Consider the following 18,553-nt stretch of genomic DNA (forward strand, 5'->3'; position numbering starts at 1 on the left):
CCGTTCCGATGGGCGCCATCGCGCGCCGCCGGGCCCGTACCGCCGCCTGGTCACTGGTGTCCGTCGCCCTGCTGGTGCTGCTCACCGGCATCGCGCTCGGCACCGGTCAGGTGAGCATCTCCGTCTGGGACGCGCTGCGTGCCCTGGTCGGGCAGGGCGAGCCCGGGAACGTCCTGGTGGTGCAGCAGTTCCGGGCGCCGCGCGTGGTCTCCGCGCTGATCGCGGGCGCCGGCCTGGCGATGGCCGGCTCGATGCTGCAGCGGCTGTTCCGCAACCCGCTGGCCGCCCCCGACACCATCGGCATCACCGGCGGCGCCTCCTTCGGCGCGGTGCTGATGCTCGCCACCGGCGCCTCGCAGCAGCTGATCCCGCTGGCCGCCGTCGGCGGCGGACTGCTCGCCGCGCTGCTGCTCGGCGGCTTCGCCTGGCGCTCGAAGATGGCCGTCACCCGGCTGGTGCTGGTCGGCCTGGCGGTCCAGCAGGGCCTGGCCGCCGCCGTGAACCTGATGATCGTACGGTTCCCGGCCGAGCTGGCCTCCTCCGCGATGCAGTGGACCACTGGCTCGCTGTACGGACGCAACTGGACCGAGGTGTGGATCGGCGGCACCGCCATCGCGCTGACCGCCGGGGCCGTCCTGCTCTGCCAGCGGCGGGTCTCCGTCCTCGACCTCGGCGACGACTCGGCCGGCGGCCTCGGCCTCAACCCCGCCCGGGACCGGCTCTGGCTGCTGCTGCTCACCATCACGCTCGCCTCGCTGGCCGCCGCCCTCACCGGACCGGTCGCCTTCGTCGCGCTCGCCGTCCCGCACCTGGTGCGGCTGCTCGCCGGACCGCCCACCCTCGGCACGCTCGGCCTCACCGCGCTCACCGGCGCCGTGCTGCTGCTCTCGGCCGACCTCCTCGTGCTGCACGTGATCCCCGTCCACGGCCTGCCGGTCGGTGCCGTCACCGCCACCCTCGGCGCGCCCTGGCTCCTGGTGCTGATGATCCGCCAGAGCCGGCTTCCCCAGAGGAGCAGCTGATGACCAGCTCGGCCACCGACCAGACCGCCACCGTCACCTCGGCCGATACCCGCCAGGCCGCCACCGCCAGCCGGGTCAGCGCCGACCGACTCGCCGCCCACGGCCTCGGGCTGCGCTACGGCGATCGGACCATCGTCGACGGGCTCGACCTCGAACTGCCCGGCGGCGCCGTCACCGCGATCGTCGGACCGAACGCCTGCGGCAAGTCCACCCTGCTGCGCGGACTGGTCCGGCTGCTCGACCCGGCCGCCGGCACCGTCACCCTGGACGGCGCCGACATCCACCGAATGCCCGCGCGGACCCTCGCCAAGCGGATGGGCCTGCTGCCGCAGCAGCCGGTCACGCCCGAGGCGGTCACCGTCGAGGCGCTGGTGCGGCTCGGGCGCTACCCGCACCAGCGGATGCTCAGCCCGTGGTCCAAGGCCGACCAGGCGGCGGTCGAGGACGCACTGGAGCGCACCGGCACCGCCGAACTGCGCGACCAGCAGGTCGACCGGCTCTCCGGCGGGCAGCGCCAGCGGGTGTGGATCGCGCTGGCGCTCGCCCAGGAGACCGACCTGCTGCTGCTCGACGAGCCGACCACCTTCCTCGACCTGCGGCACCAGCTCGACGTGCTCGACCTGGTCGCCGACCTGCACGCCGAGGCCGGGCGCACCGTGGTCATGGTGCTGCACGACCTCGGGCAGGCCGCCCGGTACGCCGACCACCTGGTGGTGCTCAAGGACGGGCGGCTCGCCGCGGCCGGTCCACCCGCCGAGGTGCTGACGGCCGAGCTGGTGGAGGCGGTGTTCGGGGTGCCGTGCCTGGTCGTGCCCGACCCGGAGACCGGCACTCCGCTGGTCGTGCCACGGGCCCGGAGGCGGGCCGTCGCCGCCTCCGCCTGAACTTCCCACCCCCGAACTTCCCACCCCCGAACTTCCCACCCCCCGAACCCCCAGCCCCGTCCCCCTGTTCGACCCCGATCCAAGGAACCCCGATGAACCGCCGACTCCCCGCCGCCGTCCTCGCCGTCACGCTGTCCGCCACGTTCCTCGCCGCCTGCGGCAGCAACGGGGACGCCACCAAGTCCGGTGACTCCGCGACCTCCGCCTCGGCCGGCACCTCCGCCGGGTTCCCGCGCAGCGTCAAGCACGCCGCCGGGACCGCCGAGATCAAGTCGCAGCCCAAGCGCGTCGTGGTGCTGGACAGTGGCGAACTGGACGACGTCACGCTGCTCGGCATCACGCCGGTCGGCGCGGTGTCCCCGCACATGAAGACCGAGGGCGGGTTCCCGAACTACCTCAAGGACAAGATCAAGGACACCAAGGACGTCGGCCCGATGAACGAGCCGAACCTCGAACTGATCGCCTCCCTCAAGCCCGACCTGATCCTGTCCTCCAAGGTCCGCCACGCCAAGGTGTACGACCAGCTGAACGCGATCGCGCCGACCGTGCTGGCCGAGACCACCGGGTTCCCGTGGAAGGAAAACCTGGCGCTGTACGCCCAGGCGCTCGGCAAGGAGGACGAGGCGAAGAAGGCGCTGGCCGACTACGAGGAGCGGGCGCACAAGCTGGGCGAGGCGATCAAGGCGAAGTACAACGGAACGATGCCGACCGCCTCGGTGGTCCGCTTCGTGGCCGGCCCGACCCGCCTGTACGCCAAGGCCTCGTACAGCGGTGTGGTGCTCAAGGACGTGGGCCTGGCCCGCCCGGCCTCGCAGGACGTGGACAAGAACATCATCGAGGTCAGCGCCGAGCAGATCAGCCAGGCCGACGCCGACCTGGTGTTCGTCACCACCGCGGACGACCCGACCAAGACCAAGGAGAGCGAGGTCCAGCAGACCCCGGTCTGGCAGGGCCTGAACGCCGTCAAGAACGGCAAGGTCTTCAACGTCCCGGACGAGACCTGGATGTCCGGCATCGGCGTCCAGGCCGCGGACGCGATGCTCGTGGACATCGCCAAGGCGGCGGGCGTGGACGCGCCCAAGTAACGGCCGACAGATCACTGATGACAGATGACAGATGACGGCAAACAGATAACAGATTTCAACATCTGTCATCCGTTATCTGTTCGCCGTCCTCCGTTCGCCGTCCTCCGTCCTCCGCCCGTCACCACGCCCCCAAGGACAACCCCATGCGGCTCTACCTGCTCGCCCTCAACCCCACCGACTCGGTCACCCACGGCTTCCTGCCCGCCGCCGCCCGGCTCGGCCTCGACGTCACCGTCCTCACCGACCACGTCGAGGACCACCAACGCGCCTACGCCGACGCCGGGTTCCCGTACGAGTTGCTGGAGTGCGACGTCCAGGACTTCCGCGAGGTGATCGGGGCGATATCCCAACACCACGCGCCCGACGTGGTGTTCAGCAACAGCGACCACCTGCAGACCCAGACTGCCCTGGTCGCCGACTACTTCGGCCTGCCCGCCAAGGACTGGAAGTCCGCGCTGCGGGCCAAGAACAAGGGCGAGCTGCGCCGCCACCTCGCCGAGACCGGCCTGGACCGGGTCTGGTCCGCCGAGCTCGCGCCCGGCCAGGACCCGGCCGAGCTCACCCCGCCGTTCCCCTGCATCCTCAAGCCCCGCGAGGGCGTCGCCAGCGAGGACGTCACGCTGGTCGCCGACGCCGACGAACTCGCCCTGCGGGTCAAGGAGATCCAGCAGCGCCGCCCGGGCGCCACGCTGGTGGTCGAGGAGTTCCTGGCCGGCGAGCTGCGCACCCTGGAGACCCTCGGCGACGGCCGCACCCGCCACGTCCTCGGCGGCTTCCGCACCCGGCTCTCCCCGCCGCCGGACTTCATCGAGGAAGTGCTGACCTTCACCCCGGCGCACCCCCGAGCCGTGGTCGACCAGGTGCTCGCCCAGCTCGACGCGCTCGGCGTCGGACTCGGCGCCTGCCACACCGAGTTCGTCCTCCAGCCGGACGGCCGCGCCCGCCTCATCGAGGTCAACTACCGCGCCATCGGCGACCAGTGCGACCTGATGCTCGCCGAGATCCTCGACCTCCCGTACTTCGAGCTGGTGCTGCGCGCCCACCTCGGCGAGGACCTGCCCGCCGACCTCGGCGCGCGCACCGGCCGGCGGGCCCGCCACGAACGCGTCTGCGCGGACCGGGCCGGCACCCTGACCGTCGCCCCGGAGCCACTGTTCGAGCGGCGGGCCGACGGGGTCACGCTCTCCTACCGCCCGGTGCGCGAGCTCGGTGCCCGGCACGAGCTCTACCGCACCAACCGCGACTACCTGGGCATCGTCTGGGCGGTCGGCCCGGACCAGGACGCGGTGGACACCGCCGTGGCGGAGTTCATCGCCGCCAGCCGCTGGGAGATCGCCTCATGACTCCAACCGACAGGACGCCCACCCGCACAGCGCCCGCCGGCCGCACACCCGCCGACACCAACACGCCCCTCGGCGGGACCTCCGCCGACCAGCTGACCCTGCGCGTGCTGTCCGCCCTGCTGCGCGAGGACGTGCTCGGCCTGCGCGCGGACGGCGTCCTGGAGCAACGGGCCGACGGCCCCTGGCTGCGCAACGCGACGCTCGCCCTGCCGGTCGCCCCCGAGGGCTTCCAGGGCGACCACGCGGCCCGGCTGCCGGAGTTGGAGGCGGACGGCGTCCGACTCACCGAGCTGCCCGCCATCCTCGCCCACCTGGCCGACCGCGCCGATCCGCTGGACCGGCCCGGCCACCTGGCCTTCGCCGAGGAGTGCCGCCAGACCCTGGCCACCATGCGGCTGCACGACCGGGTCCGCCCCGAGGTGCACGCCGCGCTCGCCGAGCACTACGGCAAGGACACGGCCGACTGGACGGGCCCGCGCGCCTCGCTCGGTTTCGAGGCCCTCGCCGCCTTCCTCGACCACCCGGTCTACCCGACCGCCCGTGGCCGCTCCGGTCTGACCGAGCCGCAACTTCGCGCCTACGCACCGGAGTTCCACCCGAGCTTCGAACTGCGCTGGCTCGCCGTCCCGGCCGAGCGGCTGACCGTACGCGGTGACGGGCCGCTGCCCGCCTGGTGGCCGAGCGCCGAACAGCTGGGCGTCCCGGGCACGTTCCTCACCGTCCCGGTCCACCCGCTGACCGCGGGCGAGGACTTCGAGCGGATTGCGCCTGGCGCGGTGCTCGCCCCGGAGCCGTACCTCACCGTGCTGCCGACGCTGTCCATGCGTACCGTCGCCGTCGCCCAGGACCCGACCTGCCACCTCAAACTCCCGCTGGCCACGGCGACCCTGGGCCTGCGCAACCGGCGCACCATCAAGCCGGTCACCCTGGTCAACGGGGCGGTCGGACAGCGCCTGGTGGAGGCCGTGATCGCCCACGAGCCGCGCTTCGCCGGGCGGGTGCTGCACGTCGACGAGCAGTGCTACGCGCACGCCGACGACGAACTGCTGGCCGTACTGCTGCGCCGCTACCCGGGCGGCCTCGACGACGCCGTCACCGTGCCGCTGGCCGCCCTGCTCGCCGAGGCCCCCGACGGACGGCTGGTCATCGACCACCTGGCCGACCGCTTCCACGGCGGCTCCGTCCCCGCCCTGTACGAGGAACTGCTGCGGCTGCTGGTCGACTGGCAGACCGCCCTGTTCGGCCATGGCATCGCCCTGGAGTCGCACCAGCAGAACACTTCGCTCGTCCTGGACGACACCGGCCTGCGACTGCTCTACAAGGACAACGACGGGCCCCGGATCAACACCGCCAGGATCGGCGAACTCGCCCCGCTGGCCGCCGAGTTCCGCGACCCGAGGATCCTCGGCGAGCAGGACCGCGCGCTCACCGACCTGTTCACCACGATCACCGGCCACCTGTGCGCCGCCTCGCTCGCGTTCGGCCTCGCCGCGCACGACCGGGTACCGCTGGAGCTGAGCCTGCGGCTCCTGCGCGACCTCCTCGGCGAGGCGGTCGACCGCCTCGGCCCGGCCGGGCACCCGCTGCGCACCGAGCTGCTGGACGCCGAGCGGCTGCCCGTCAAGGCCATGGTGAGCGCCGGCACCCTGCTCAGCAAGGAGCGCAGCGGCGCCGCCGACATCAACAAGCACTACACGGACGGACCCAACTACCTGCTGCCGAGGGACGGTTCACGATGACCGTCGAACCGCTGGCGCGGCCGGCCGGGGCGGTCGGACTGGACCGGCGCCAGGTTCACGCCGTCGCGGCCTGCTACTTCGTCGCCTCCTTCGCCGCCCTCGGCCTGCCGCCCTTCCTCGCCGAGATCCTCCCGGGCCTCGGCGACCAGGACGGCCGGTGGGCGGGCCTGCTCTACATCGTGCCGACCGTCTTCACCGCCCTCGGCGCGCCGTTGTGGGGCCGGCTGGCCGACCGCTTCGGCCAGAAGCGGCTGCTGCTGCGCGCCCAACTCGGCCTCACCGTCTCCTTCCTGCTCGCGGGGGCAGCCGACAGCCTGACCGCGTTCACCATCGCGCTGGTGCTCCAGGGCTTCCTCGGCGGCACCTTCTCCGCCACCAACGGCTACCTCGCCTCGGCCCTGGACGGTTCGCAGCTGTCCAAGGCGCTGACCCTGATGCAGGGAAGCGCCCGGGCGGCCCTGGTCGCGGCGCCGATCCTGGTCGGCGCGCTGTCGCCGTGGATCGACCCGCACCGGCAGTACCTGCTGATGGCACTGCTGCCGATGACCGCCGCCGTCCTGCTCGGCTTCCTGCCCGAGCCGGCCCACCCCCGGGCCGTCCGGGCGGGCGGGGACGCGGCCCAGACCACCCCGCCGGGCTCCCTCAAGCTGCTCTACACCTTCGAGTTCGCCTTCGTCTTCGCCACCATCATCTCCTTCCCCTACCTGATCACCCTGGTGCAACAGCGGCTGCCGGGCGTCAACGGCACGGTCGCGGGCTTCCTGTTCGCACTGCCGCACCTGGTCTACCTGGTCGCCGCCGGGCGGGTGCACGCCGCCGTCGAGGCGCGGCCCCGTACCGGGCTGGCGGTGGGCTTCGCCCTGGTCGCCCTCGGGCTGGCCGGACACGCCCCGGCCCACTCGCTGCTCACCTTCGCCCTGACCCGGGCGGTGCTCGGGCTCGGCATGACCTTCGGCCTGGTCTGCCTCGCCGTCCTCGCCGCCGAAGCCGCCCGGGGCCGTGCACCGGGCCGGATGTTCGGCACCCGCGAGACCGTCTCCAAGTGCGGTGCCGTCGCCGCCGGACTCGCCGCCGCGCTGGCCAACGGCAGCGGCGGACCGGCCGCCCCCGTCGTCACCGGCACCGCCGCCGCACTGGCCGCCGCCCTGCTCGCCCTCCTGACCCGTAGGAGCCCCCGATGACCGCCCGTACGGCCCACCCGCAGTCGGCCGCCGCCACGACCGGCCTCCCCACCACCCGACCGGCCACTCCGCCCACCGCGCTTCCCATCGTGCTCCCCACCACGCTCCCCACCACGCTCCCCACCGCCGACGAGGCGGTGGTCCACACCCTGCTCAACTGCCTGCTGCGCGAGGTCTCCGCGCCCGAGCACCAGACCGCCGTCGACGAGGGACACCTGCTGCTGCGCCTGCCCCGCCGCGGCACCCTGCTGCGAGTCGCCCTGCGCCGCACCTCGCTGCTCGGCGCGCACCGCTTCACCGGGCCGGTCTTCGAGGAATCCACGGACGGCTGGCGCGAGTTGGGCTGGCGCGAGCTGGCCGAGTACGCCCAGGACGAGCTCGAGCTGCGCACCGGCACGGTGAACGAGGAGTTCCTCGACCAGGTGGCGTCCAGTCACCACGGCGTGAGCCAGGGCCTGGACGGGCGCCCGGCCGCCGGGGACGATCGCTACCTGGAGTCCGAGCAGGCCCTGCTGTTCGGCCACCGGTTCCACCCGGCCCCCAAGTCCCGCTCCGCCGCCCGGGGCGACTGGAGCCGGTACGCGCCCGAGTCCCGCGCGGCGTTCCCGCTGCGCCACCTCGCCGTCCGCGCCGAGCTGCTCGCCGAGGAGTCCCTGGACGAGGACGCGATCGCCCGGCTGGACGGCCTCGGTGACGTCCCGGACGGCTACCGGCTGCTGCCCGCCCACCCCTGGCAGTACCAACTCATCGGCGACCACCCGCTGTTGCGCGCGGCCATGGCTCGCGGTGACGTCCTGGACCTCGGCCCGCGCGGCGAGCGCTTCGCCGCCACCGCCTCGGTGCGCACCCTGCACGGCGCGGACGCCTTCCTCAAGTTCAGCCTCAATGTCCGCATCACCAACTGCCTGCGCAAGAACGCCGCTTACGAGCTCACCGGCGCCGTCGCGCTCACGCGGCTGCTGGCCCCCGCGCTCACCGACCTCGCCCGGCGCTTCCCCGACGCGGCGATGCTGCGCGAGCCCGCCTTCCGCACCCTCGCCCTGCCGGGCGCCGACAGCCGCCCCGACCGGGCGCTGTACGAGGGCTTCGGCCTGATCCTGCGCGAGGGCTTCGGCGGCCTGCTGCGGCCCGGCGTCACCCCGATGCTCGCCGCCGCCGTCGCGGACGAGCACCCGACCAGCTCGGCGCACATCTCCTGGCTGCTGGGCGACGGTTCGGACGGCGCGGCCGCCCTCGACTGGTGGCGCGCCTACCTGCGACTGCTCCTCCCCCCGGTGCTGGCCGCCTACTTCGACCACGGCGTGGTGCTGGAGCCGCACCTGCAGAACGTGCTGATCGGCGTCGACACCGACGGCCGCCCGGCCCAGGTGCTCTTCCGCGACCTGGAGGGGACGAAGCTGGTGCCCGAGCACAACGCCGACATCCTGGCCGCCCTGCCGCCCGAGGTGGCCGGCCCGATGACGTACGACGCCGAGCGCGGCTGGGACCGGGTGGTCTACTGCCTGCTGGTCAACCACGTCGCCGAACTGCTCGCCGCCCTCGCCGACCGGCACCCCGAGCTGGAGGGCGCGCTCTGGCAGGCCGTCCGGGACACCCTGGAGGAGTACGCCACCGCGCACGGCCGCCCGCCCAGGCTGCGGGCCCTGCTGGCCGGCGTCCCGCTGCCCGCCAAGGCCAACCTGCTGACCCGCTGGGAGCGCAAGGCCGACCGCGAGGCCGGGTACGTCCGGCTGCCCTCCCCGCTGGCCGGCTCGGTGCTCGCCGAGGCCGCCCGCATGACCGCCCACCTTCCCGCCGGGAGCACCCTCCGATGAGCAGCACCGTCCACGGCCACGTCGTCTCCCTCTCGGCCGACCGACTGCCCGCCTACGTCTACGACCTGGCCGCGCTGCGCGCGCACGCCGCCGCCGTCCGGGCCGCGCTGCCCGAGCGGGTCGAGATGTACTACGCGGCCAAGGCCAATCCGGAGGTGCCGCTGCTGACCGCGCTGCGCGACGCCGTCGACGGCTACGAGGTCTCCAGTGGCGGGGAGTTGGCGCACGTGCGGGCCGCCGTGCCGGACGCGCCGCTGGCTTTCGGCGGGCCCGGCAAGACCCCGGCCGAGATCGCCGCCGCCGTCGACGCCGGGGTGCACCGCTGGCACGTCGAGAGCGAGCAGGAGCTGCACCGGCTCGCCGCCGTGCTCGCCGACCGGCCGGAGACGGTCGTGGACGTGCTGCTCCGGGTCAACCTGCCGGTGGTCACCGACGCCCTGGACGCGGTGCCGCTCGCGATGGGCGGACGCCCGACGCCGTTCGGGCTCGACCCGGACCGGGCGGAGGAGTGCGTCCGGCTGCTCACCGGTGGCGGACCGCTTGGACGTCGGCTGCGTCTGCGCGGGGTTCACGCCCATCTGGCCAGCGGGCTGGCGGCGGCGGAGCAGCTGTCGGTCGCCGAGCAGATCGTCATCTGGTCGGCCGAACTCGCCGAGCGGCACGGCTTCCCGCTGGCCGAGGTCAACATCGGCGGCGGAATGGCGGTGGACTACGACGACCCGACCCAGCGCTTCGACTGGACGGCCTTCGGCGAGGGCCTGGCCAAGCTGCTCGACACCCACCCCGGGCTGACCCTGCGGATCGAGCCGGGCCGGGCGCTGACCGCCTACTGCGGCTGGTACGCGACCGAGGTGCTGGACGTGAAGCGGAGCCACGGCGAGGACTTCGCGGTGGTCCGCGGCGGCACCCACCACCTGCGCACCCCCGCCACCCGCGGACACTCCCAGCCCTTCGAGGTGCTCCCGGTGGACGGTTGGCCGCACCCCTGGCCGCGCCCCGCCGTCACCACCGGGCGGGCGACCCTGGCCGGGCAGCTCTGCACTCCGAAGGACGTCCTCGCCCGGGCGGCGAGCGGCGCGGACGGCCTGCGGGCGGCAGACCGGGTGCTGTTCGCGATGGCGGGCGCGTACGCGTGGAACATCTCGCACCACGAGTTCCTGATGCACCCGCGCCCGGGGTTCCACTACCTGGGTGCGTGACGGCTCGCGGGCCGCCGCCGACCGCCGAGAGCGACAACTGACGGCTGACAGCTGACAGAGTTCAGATGACAGATGTTGAAATCTGTCATCTGAACTCTGTTAGCTGTCAGCCGTTCTTCACCCCCGTCCGCCGCAATCCCCTCCGCGCACTCGTGCGACAGTGGTAGGCAGCGAAGGGAGCGCGAACGTGCTGATGGACAAGGTGGCGGAGATACTCGCCGAGGCGTCGGCCGAGGCGGTGGAGCCGCGCTTCCGGGCACTGGCCGCCGGCGAGGTGATGGAGAAGGCGCCCGGCGAGGTCGTCACGATCGCCGACCGCGAGGCCGAGGCGATCATCGCCCGCCGCCTGACCGAGCTGCTCCCCGTCCCGGTCGTCGGCGAGGAGGCGGTCGCCGCCGACCCCTCGCTCGCCCAGGCCATCCACGACGAGCCCGCCGTCTGGCTGGTGGACCCGGTGGACGGCACCTCCAACTTCGTCGCCGGCCGCCCCGACTACGCCGTGATGTGCTCCCTCGTCCGCTCCGGCCGGGCCGTCGCCTCTTGGATCTGGCAACCCGCCACCGCCACCGCCTACCGTGCCGAACTCGGCGCCGGCGCCTGGCGCGACGGCGAACGCCTGACCCGCACACCGGCACCGGCCGACGCCTCCGAGCTGACCGGTGTCCTGAAGAGCCGCTTCCTCGCTTCGGAGCAGCGCCGCCACCTGGAAGCCAACTGCTCGGCCTTCGGCGAGATCTCCCCCGGCCGGAGCGCCGCCGGGGTCGAGTACCCGGACATCGCCGAGGGCCGGTTCGACTTCATCTTCTACTGGCGCACCCTCCCCTGGGACCACGCCCCCGGCTCCCTGCTGCTCACCGAGGCCGGCGGCGTCGCCGCCCGCCTGGACGGCAGCCCCTACCGCCCCGAGGCCCCCGGCTGCGAGGACGGCCTCCTGGTCGCCGCCGACCCCCACACCTGGGAACTCACCCGCGGCATCCTGCTGAGCGACTGACCCCACCTGGACGAGCCCCTACCCCGCCCGCTCCCCCGCGACCTTGCGCCCCGCGCCGACCACCTCCCGCAGCAGCGCCCCCACCTCCCCCGCCGTCGTGTGCGGGTTGAGCAGGGTGAGCTTCAGCCGCAGCCGCCCCGGCCCCTCGCCCGGCAGCTCGGTGCGCCCGATCACCGCCCGCCCGGTGCGCAGCAGCATCCGGCGCAGCTGCCCGTTCAGCTCGTCGACGGCCGCCTCGTCCGTCATCCCCGGCGGCCGGTAGCGGAACAGCAGCACGGTGAGCACCGGCTCGGCGTGGAGTTCGAGCGAGGGCTCGGCGCGGACCGCCGAGGCGGCGGCGAGCGCCAGTTCGTGGCAGGCGTCCACCAGCCGGCCGAGCCCCTCGCGGCCGAGGGCGCGCAGGGTGACGGCCAGTTTGAAGGCGTCGGCCCGGCGGGTGGTGCGCAGCGAGCGGCCGAGCAGGCTGGGGTAGCCGGCCTGCTCGTCGTCCATCGGGTTGAGGTACTCGGCGCGCCGGGCGAGCGACACGTAGGTCTCCGCCCGACGGACCAGGAAGATCCCGGCGGCGGCCGGCTGCCAGCCGAGCTTGTGCCAGTCGAGGGAGAGCGAGTCGGCGCGGGCGATGCCGTCGAGCAGCGGGGCGAGCCGGTCGGAGAGCAGCGCGCCGCCGCCGTACGCGGCGTCGACGTGCAGCCAGGCGCCGTAGCGGCCGGCCAGGTCGGCGGCGGCGGCCAGCGGGTCGATCGCGCCGGTGTCGGTGGTGCCCGCGGTGGCGACGACGGCGATCGGGGTCCGTCCGGCCCGGCTGACCTCGGCCAGGGCGCGTTCCAACCCCTGGGGCCGCATCCGGAGTTGGCGGTCGACCGGGACGCTGACCACGGCCCGTTCACCGAGCCCGAGCAGGGCGGCGGAGCGCTGGACGGAGAAGTGCGCGGCCTCGGAGGCGAGGATGCAGGGCCGTACGCCGGCCGGGACGCCGTCCAACTCGACGATGCCGTCGAGCTTCTGGTCGCGCGCCAGCATGAGCCCCATCAGGTTGGACTCGGTGCCGCCCGAGGTGAGGACGCCCGCCGAGCGCGCCGGGTCGTAGCCGACCAGCGCGGCGAGTTCGGCGAGCAGCGCGGTTTCAAGGGCCGTCGCGGCGGGGGCCTGGTCCCAGGAGTCCTGCGAGGGGTTGAGCGCACTGACGGCGAGGTCGGCGGCGGTGGCCACGGCGAGCGGCGGGCAGTGCAGGTGGGCGGCGCAGGCGGGGTCGGCCGGGTCGGCGGCGCCGTAGGCGAGCAGTTCGGTGAGCCGAGCCAGCGCGCCGCGCCCGCCGGCCCCGGCCAGACCGTCGGCGACCAGGGCGGCGATCTCGGCGGGGCTGCCCGCGGGCAGCGGGCCGGAGCGCAGCGCGGTGCCGGTGTCGAGCGCGTCGAGGACGGTGGCCAGCAGCGGCCCGAGCGCGCCGGGCCCGCCGGCCCCGCCCGCGAGCGCGTCCAACGGGACGTCCTCGCCCGGGAGTTCGGGTACCGCGCCGGGCTCGGCGGTCACGCGCCACCTCGGGGGGACGCGGCGGCCGCGATCGCCTCCGCCAGCCGGTCGAGCACCGCGGCCACCTGCTCGTCGGTGATGGTGAGCGGAGGCAGCAGCCGCAGCACCGCGTCGTGCCGTCCGCCGAGTTCCACGATCAGGCCCCGCGCCAGGCACGCCTCCCGCACCCGCGCGGCGAGCGCCGGATCCGCCGGATGCGCCCCGCAGGCGTCGGTCTCGGCCGCCGGGTCGACCAGCTCGACCCCGAGCATCAGCCCGCGCCCGCGCACATCGCCGATCACCGGCAGTTCGGCGGAGAGCTCCCGCAACCGGGAGACCATCCGCGCGCCGACCACGGCGGCCCGCTCGGCCAGCCCGTGCGCGGCGACGTACCGGAGGGTGGCGGCCCCGGCGGCCATGGCGAGGGTGTTGCCGCGGAAGGTGCCGGTGTGGGCGCCGGGCCGCCAGCCGTCGTAGTCCTCGCGGTAGACGACGACGGCGAGCGGCAGGCTGCCCCCGATGGCCTTGGAGAGCACCATGGCGTCCGGGACGATGCCGCTGTGCTCGACCGCCCACATCGCGCCGGTGCGCCCGACGCCGGTCTGCACCTCGTCGACGATCAGCGGGATGCCGCGTTCGGCGGTGATCCGGCGCATCTCGCGCAGCCAGCCGTCGGGCGCGGGGACGACCCCGCCCTCGCCCTGGACGGCCTCCAGGATCATCGCGGCGGGCGGCACGACCCCGCCCGAGGGGTCGTCCAGCAACCGTTCCACATAGGTCGCGGCGAGCTCGGTGCCCGTCTCCCCGCCGACCCCGAACGGGCAGCGGTAGCCGTACGGGTAGGGCAGCCGGACCACTTCGCCGCCGCTCGGCAGCGGCTCCTTGACGGCGACGTTGCCGGTGAGCGCGAGGGCTCCGGCGGTCATGCCGTGGTAGGCGCCGGTGAAGGCGAGGGCGCCGGGGCGGCCGGTGGCGGTCTGCATCAGTTTGAGCGCGGCCTCGACGGCGTCCGTCCCGGCCGGTCCGCAGAAGTGGACCCGGGCGCGGGCGGTGAACTCGGTGGGCAGGCTCTCGAACAGCGCGCTGGTGAAGTCGTCCTTCTCGGCGGTGGCGAGGTCGAGCAGGTGCAGCGGGGCGCCGCTGTCGAGGGTGCGGCGGATCGCCTCCAGTACCACGGGGTGGTTGTGACCGAGGGCGAGCGTGCCGGCGCCGGAGAGGCAGTCGAGGTAGCGCCGCCCGTCGGCGCCCTCGACGGTCATGCCGTTGGCCCGGACCGGGACGATCGGGAAGGAGCGGGCGTACGTCCGGGCGGCGGACTCGCGGACGCGCTGGCGGCGCAGGATGGCCTCGCCGGTGGGCGGGGCCCCGGCGACGGCGGCCCCGGAGGCGGCCTGGGCGGGTACGGCGGCAAGCGACAAGGCGAACCCCCAGAAGAAGTTAGGTAAGCCTAACTTTATCGCTCGTGACCTGACGGAATGCCCCGGGGCACCCCAGAACCACCCGAGCGGGTGAACCTCCCCCGGCATGACTGGCGCCACCCCGACCAGTGCAACGAGCGCCGCGCCGAAAGGTCACGCCCGACCCTTCCACCGGTAGCACAGCTCCGGCCGCCCGACGTTCCCGTACTGCGGCTCCCGCACCGCCCGCCCGGTGTCCACCAGGTGTTCGAGGTAGCGCCGCGCGGTGATCCGGGAGACCCCGGCGGCCGCGCCCGCGGCGGCCGCCGACAGCCCGGTCGCGGCCTCGCGCAGGACGGACGCGACGGAGTCCAGGGTGGGCGCGCTCAGCCCCTTGGGCAGGGTGCTGCGCTCGGGCGTGCGGAGCAGCGCGAACGCCTGGTCGACCTCGTCCTGCCCGGTCGCCTCGCCGGCTCGCCCGAGGCTGTCCCGGTAGCGGGCGTAGCGCTCCAGCCGGTCGTGCAGGGCGGCCGCGCTGAACGGCTTCAGCAGGTACTGCACGACCCCCGCCGAGACCGCCTGCCGCACCATGGCGAGGTCGCGGGCCGAGGTGACGGCGATGACGTCGGTGCCGTATCCGGCGGCGCGCAGCGTGCGGCAGAGCTGGAGGCCGTGGCCGTCCGGCAGGTAGAGGTCGAGCAGGACGAGGTCGACGGGCGCCCCGGCGGCGCGCGCCTTCTCCAGGAAGCGCAGCGCTTCGGCGCAGCTGTGCACCGTCCCGGCGGCGTGGAAGCCGGGCTCGCGATCCACGTAGAGGGTGTGCGCGGCGGCGGCCACCGGGTCGTCCTCGACGACCAGCACGGAGATCCCCGCCCGGGCACCTTCGGTCGCCGTCACCTCAGGGCCCCTTCCCGCTCCTGGGCCCGGCCGGCCAGCGGCAGCCGTACGGTGAGCACCGCGCCGCGCTCCCGTCCGACCTCGACGGCGCCGCCGTTGCGCCGGGCGGCCTGGGCGACCAGTGCCAGTCCGAGGCCGTGCCCGTGGCCGTCCTGCTTGGTGCTCCAACCGCGCCGGAAGACGTCCTGGACGGCGGACGGGTCGATGCCCGCCCCGGTGTCGGCGACCCGCAGCAGCAGGCAGGCGTCCGGGGAGTCCTCGCCGTCGATCCGGGCGGTGACGGTGACCTCCGGCGGGGCCGGGCTCTGTGCGGCCCCGGCGATCGCGGCGTCCACCGCGTTGTCGATCAGGTTGCCGAGCACGGTGATCAGGTCCCGGGCGGAGAGGCCGGGCGGGAGCACCCCGTCGTCGATCCGGCTGTCCTCGGTGAGGGTCAACTCCACGCCCCGTTCCGCGGCTTGGGCCGCCTTGCCGAGCAGCAGCGCGGCCAGTACCGGCTCGCTGACCGCCGCGACCACCCGGTCGGTGAGCTGCTGGGCGAGTTCGAGTTCGGCGGTGGCGAACTCCACCGCCTGTTCGTGGCGGCCGAGTTCGATCAGCGAGACGACCGCGTGCAGCCGGTTGGCGGCCTCGTGCGCCTGCGCCCCGAGCGCCTCGGTGAAGCCGCGCACGGAGTCCAACTCGCCACTGAGTGACTGAAGTTCGGTGTGGTCGCGAAGGGTCACCACCCGACCGAGGCCGGTCCCGATGACAGAGGTGTTGAGCACCACGACCCGCTCGGCGGTCAGGTGCACCTCGTCCCGCACCGGCGCCTCGCCGAGCACGGCCGCCACCAGCGCCCCGGGCAGGCCCAGCTCCGCCACCGGCTGACCTTCCAACTCGCCGGCCAGGCCGAGCAGTTCGCGAGCGGCGTCGTTGCAGAGCACCACCCGGCACGAGCGGTCGAGCAGGATCAGCCCCTCCCGCACCGAGCGCAGGGTGGCCTGGTGGTACTCGTAGAGGTGGCTGAGCTCGTCCGGTCCCATGCCGTGGGTGTGCCGCCGCAGCCGGGAGTTGGCGAGGTAGGTGCCCACTCCGCCGAGTGCGAGCGCGGCCACCGCGACCCCGACCAGGGCCAGCAGCGGGCCGCCCAGCTGGGCGGAGATCGACTCCAGCGTCAGGCCGACGCTGACCAGCGCGACCACCCGGTGCCGGTCGTCCCACACCGGGGTGACCACCCGCACCGACGGGCCGAGCGTGCCGGTGTAGGTCTCGCTGCGGGTCTGGCCGGCGAGCGCCCAGTCGATGTGCCCGAGGTAGCGCTTGCCGATCTGCTCGGGCAGCGGGTGGGTCCAGCGCACCCCGTCGGTGTCCATGACGGTGATGAAGGAGACCCCGGTGTCCTGGCGCACCTGCTCGACGTACGGCTGGAGCACCGCGGTCGGGTCGGACCCGGCGACGGCGGACCGGACGGACGGCGAGTCGGCGACGGCATGGGCGACCGAGGTGACCTCGCGGCGGGCCGCGTCCTCGGTGCGCTCGGCGGTGAACAGGTACGCGAGCACCGCGCCGCCCGCGACCACGGCGGCCACGATGACCACCTGGACGACGAACAGCTGCCCGGCCAGGCTGCGGACCAGCCGGCGCGGCAGGGGGAGCCACCGGCGGCGCGGGCGGGCGGAGGCGGTGCGCACGGACATGCCTGCCAGTGTGCACCACACCCTCCGGGGCCCCAGGGGCCGGACCGCGCCGGCCGGCCCCGAGGTCCGCGAAGTCCGTGACCACGCGACTCGGAACCCCGCGAGCGTGCGGCCCGGAAGCCCGTGACCGCGCGACCGTGAACTCTATGAACGCAAACGTGACCTCCGTCACGCCCGCGCCCATAGTCGGATCGGCCCACCACCCGGGGCCGCCAGGACTGCAGGGCGAAGGAGCCGCAGATGTCGATCGCTGGAGCCGCAACGGCGGGGGGACCCAGACGCAAGGACCGGACCCACTACCTCTACCTCGCGGTGATCGCCGCCGTGGTCGCGGGTGTGGTGGTCGGGCTGGTCGCCCCCGACTTCGCCGTGGAGCTGAAGCCGGTCGGCACCGGTTTCGTCAACCTGATCAAGATGATGATCAGCCCGGTGATCTTCTGCACCATCGTGCTGGGCATCGGCTCGGTCACCAAGGCCGCCAAGGTCGGCAAGGTCGGCGGCCTGGCCATCGGCTACTTCCTCGCCATGTCGACCGTCGCGCTCGCCATCGGCATGGCCGTCGGCAACCTGCTGGAGCCCGGCGACGGCCTGCACCTGACCGCCGCGCTCGCCAAGTCCGGCCACGCCCAGGCGGCCGCCGGCGGCGCCCAGTCGACCACCGACTTCCTACTCGGGATGATCCCCGACACCCTGTTCTCGGCCCTCACCCAGGGCAAGGTCCTGCAGACCCTGCTGGTCGCCCTGCTGGCCGGCTTCGCGCTGCAGGCGATGGGCCCGGTCGGCGCCCCGGTGCTGCGCGGGATCGAGCACCTGCAGCGCCTGGTCTTCCGGATCATGTCGATGATCATGTGGGTCGCGCCGATCGGCGCCTTCGGCGCCATGGCCGCGGTGGTGGGGGCCACCGGCATCGCCGCGCTGAAGAGCCTCGCCGTGATCATGATCGGCTTCTACGTGACCTGCGTGCTGTTCGTCGTCGTGGTGCTCGGCGCACTGCTGCGCCTGATCGCCGGGGTCAACGTGTTCGCGCTGCTCAAGTACCTCGGCCGCGAGTTCCTGCTGATCCTGTCGACCTCCTCCTCGGAGAGCGCGCTGCCCCGGCTGATCGCCAAGATGGAGCACCTGGGCGTCAGCCGCCCGGTCGTCGGCATCACCGTTCCGACCGGCTACAGCTTCAACCTGGACGGCACCGCCATCTACCTCACCATGGCCTCGATCTTCATCTCCGAGGCGATGGACAAGCCGATGTCGATCGGCGAGCAGCTCTCGCTGCTGGTGTTCATGGTGATCGCCAGCAAGGGCGCGGCCGGGGTCACCGGCGCCGGGCTGGCCACCCTCGCGGGCGGGCTGCAGTCGCACAAGCCGGCGCTGGTGGACGGGGTCGGCCTGATCGTCGGCATCGACCGCTTCATGTCCGAGGCCCGGGCGCTCACCAACTTCGCCGGCAACGCCGTCGCGACCGTGCTGATCGGGCACTGGACCGGCGAGCTGGACGCCGAGCGCGCCCGCCGGGTGCTGGGCGGCGAGCTGCCGTTCGACGAACTGACCCTGGTCGACGCCCACGGCACCCACGGCACCCACGGCGCCCCGGACGCAGCCGAGCCCGAGCCCGAGGCCCCGGCAGCCCAGGGCGCGGCAGCAACCGCAGCCGCCGCCGTCTGAGCGGCCGTTCCCCGACTCCCCGGTCCGGCGCCCCCACCAACCCCCGGAAACGGCGCGGCGGTTTCTAGGGGTCGTTGCAACACGTGGTTGGTTTGATTAGGCCGCGAGCAGTTTATGCAGGCGCGCGGGTGGGGTTTGCCAGCCGAGCGTT

At 73.9% G+C, this 18,553-nt stretch carries 14 protein-coding genes; 10 read left to right on the forward strand and 4 right to left on the reverse strand.

Going from position 1 to position 18,553, the window contains the following annotated elements; genetic code table 11:
* The first annotated feature begins 8 nt into the window (after positions 1-8).
* From ACFVWU_RS24260 to ACFVWU_RS24300, 9 genes are all read left to right on the forward strand, one after another.
* A complete protein-coding gene (locus ACFVWU_RS24260) occupies positions 9-1,022 on the forward strand; it encodes a FecCD family ABC transporter permease (protein WP_387624637.1) in 1,014 nt (337 codons plus the stop codon).
* Positions 1,022-1,906 (forward strand): ABC transporter ATP-binding protein, encoded by an 885-nt coding sequence (locus ACFVWU_RS24265; RefSeq protein ID WP_387624598.1) that lies wholly within the window; start codon positions 1,022-1,024, stop codon positions 1,904-1,906. Before ACFVWU_RS24260 ends, ACFVWU_RS24265 begins: the two co-directional genes overlap by 1 nt.
* A 92-nt stretch (positions 1,907-1,998) precedes the next feature.
* The gene (locus tag ACFVWU_RS24270) at positions 1,999-2,991 is read left to right on the forward strand and encodes an ABC transporter substrate-binding protein (protein ID WP_387624600.1); all 993 of its coding nucleotides are present in this window, start codon (positions 1,999-2,001) and stop codon (positions 2,989-2,991) included.
* Positions 2,992-3,134: 143 nt separating this feature from the next.
* Entirely contained in the window at positions 3,135-4,334 is a 1,200-nt protein-coding gene (locus ACFVWU_RS24275) for an acetyl-CoA carboxylase biotin carboxylase subunit family protein (RefSeq protein ID WP_387624603.1), read from the forward strand.
* Positions 4,331-6,073 (forward strand): IucA/IucC family protein, encoded by a 1,743-nt coding sequence (locus tag ACFVWU_RS24280; RefSeq protein ID WP_387624606.1) that lies wholly within the window; start codon positions 4,331-4,333, stop codon positions 6,071-6,073. The genes ACFVWU_RS24275 and ACFVWU_RS24280 overlap by 4 nt, the downstream gene beginning before the upstream one ends.
* Positions 6,070-7,254 carry an MFS transporter gene (locus ACFVWU_RS24285; RefSeq protein ID WP_387624609.1) on the forward strand — a complete coding sequence of 395 codons (1,185 nt, stop codon included), beginning with the start codon at positions 6,070-6,072 and terminating at the stop codon, positions 7,252-7,254. The genes ACFVWU_RS24280 and ACFVWU_RS24285 overlap by 4 nt, the downstream gene beginning before the upstream one ends.
* On the forward strand, positions 7,251-9,068 hold the full coding sequence (locus ACFVWU_RS24290; RefSeq protein ID WP_387624612.1) for an IucA/IucC family protein: 1,818 nt from the start codon (positions 7,251-7,253) through the stop codon (positions 9,066-9,068). Before ACFVWU_RS24285 ends, ACFVWU_RS24290 begins: the two co-directional genes overlap by 4 nt.
* Positions 9,065-10,267: a type III PLP-dependent enzyme gene (locus tag ACFVWU_RS24295; protein ID WP_387624615.1), complete on the forward strand. Its 1,203-nt coding sequence runs from the start codon at positions 9,065-9,067 to the stop codon at positions 10,265-10,267. Before ACFVWU_RS24290 ends, ACFVWU_RS24295 begins: the two co-directional genes overlap by 4 nt.
* 193 nt (positions 10,268-10,460) lie before the next feature.
* Positions 10,461-11,258, forward strand: a complete 798-nt coding sequence (locus ACFVWU_RS24300) for an inositol monophosphatase family protein (RefSeq protein ID WP_387624640.1) — start codon at positions 10,461-10,463, stop codon at positions 11,256-11,258.
* An 18-nt stretch (positions 11,259-11,276) separates the two neighbouring features.
* Here the strand turns inward: ACFVWU_RS24300 and ACFVWU_RS24305 are convergent, their stop codons facing one another.
* From ACFVWU_RS24305 to ACFVWU_RS24320, 4 genes are all read right to left on the reverse strand, one after another.
* Positions 11,277-12,791 (reverse strand): pyridoxal phosphate-dependent decarboxylase family protein, encoded by a 1,515-nt coding sequence (locus ACFVWU_RS24305; RefSeq protein WP_387624617.1) that lies wholly within the window; start codon positions 12,789-12,791, stop codon positions 11,277-11,279.
* The gene (locus ACFVWU_RS24310; protein WP_387624619.1) at positions 12,788-14,188 is read right to left on the reverse strand and encodes a diaminobutyrate--2-oxoglutarate transaminase; all 1,401 of its coding nucleotides are present in this window, start codon (positions 14,186-14,188) and stop codon (positions 12,788-12,790) included. Before ACFVWU_RS24310 ends, ACFVWU_RS24305 begins: the two co-directional genes overlap by 4 nt.
* 153 nt (positions 14,189-14,341) lie before the next feature.
* On the reverse strand, positions 14,342-15,064 hold the full coding sequence (locus tag ACFVWU_RS24315; protein ID WP_387624621.1) for a response regulator: 723 nt from the start codon (positions 15,062-15,064) through the stop codon (positions 14,342-14,344).
* A complete protein-coding gene (locus ACFVWU_RS24320) occupies positions 15,061-16,743 on the reverse strand; it encodes an ATP-binding protein (RefSeq protein WP_387624624.1) in 1,683 nt (560 codons plus the stop codon). The genes ACFVWU_RS24315 and ACFVWU_RS24320 overlap by 4 nt, the downstream gene beginning before the upstream one ends.
* A 240-nt stretch (positions 16,744-16,983) precedes the next feature.
* Between ACFVWU_RS24320 and ACFVWU_RS24325 the strand changes: the two genes are divergently transcribed.
* Entirely contained in the window at positions 16,984-18,402 is a 1,419-nt protein-coding gene (locus ACFVWU_RS24325; protein WP_387624626.1) for a cation:dicarboxylate symporter family transporter, read from the forward strand.
* The last annotated feature ends 151 nt before the right edge of the window (positions 18,403-18,553 follow it).

The organism is Kitasatospora sp. NPDC058190, assembly GCF_042883685.1.
Lineage (GTDB): Bacteria > Actinomycetota > Actinomycetes > Streptomycetales > Streptomycetaceae > Kitasatospora.

Bases quoted from the DNA above. Each gene is read 5' to 3' on its own strand.
- ACFVWU_RS24265 (WP_387624598.1), top strand. From the start codon at position 1,022: ATGACCAGCTCGGCCACCGACCAGACCGCCACCGTCACCTCGGCCGAT.
- ACFVWU_RS24260 (WP_387624637.1), top strand. From the start codon at position 9: ATGGGCGCCATCGCGCGCCGCCGGGCCCGTACCGCCGCCTGGTCACTG.
- ACFVWU_RS24270 (WP_387624600.1), top strand. From the start codon at position 1,999: ATGAACCGCCGACTCCCCGCCGCCGTCCTCGCCGTCACGCTGTCCGCC.
- ACFVWU_RS24275 (WP_387624603.1), top strand. From the start codon at position 3,135: ATGCGGCTCTACCTGCTCGCCCTCAACCCCACCGACTCGGTCACCCAC.
- ACFVWU_RS24300 (WP_387624640.1), top strand. From the start codon at position 10,461: ATGGACAAGGTGGCGGAGATACTCGCCGAGGCGTCGGCCGAGGCGGTG.
- ACFVWU_RS24290 (WP_387624612.1), top strand. From the start codon at position 7,251: ATGACCGCCCGTACGGCCCACCCGCAGTCGGCCGCCGCCACGACCGGC.
- ACFVWU_RS24280 (WP_387624606.1), top strand. From the start codon at position 4,331: ATGACTCCAACCGACAGGACGCCCACCCGCACAGCGCCCGCCGGCCGC.
- ACFVWU_RS24320 (WP_387624624.1), bottom strand. From the start codon at position 16,743: ATGTCCGTGCGCACCGCCTCCGCCCGCCCGCGCCGCCGGTGGCTCCCC.
- ACFVWU_RS24285 (WP_387624609.1), top strand. From the start codon at position 6,070: ATGACCGTCGAACCGCTGGCGCGGCCGGCCGGGGCGGTCGGACTGGAC.
- ACFVWU_RS24295 (WP_387624615.1), top strand. From the start codon at position 9,065: ATGAGCAGCACCGTCCACGGCCACGTCGTCTCCCTCTCGGCCGACCGA.
- ACFVWU_RS24325 (WP_387624626.1), top strand. From the start codon at position 16,984: ATGTCGATCGCTGGAGCCGCAACGGCGGGGGGACCCAGACGCAAGGAC.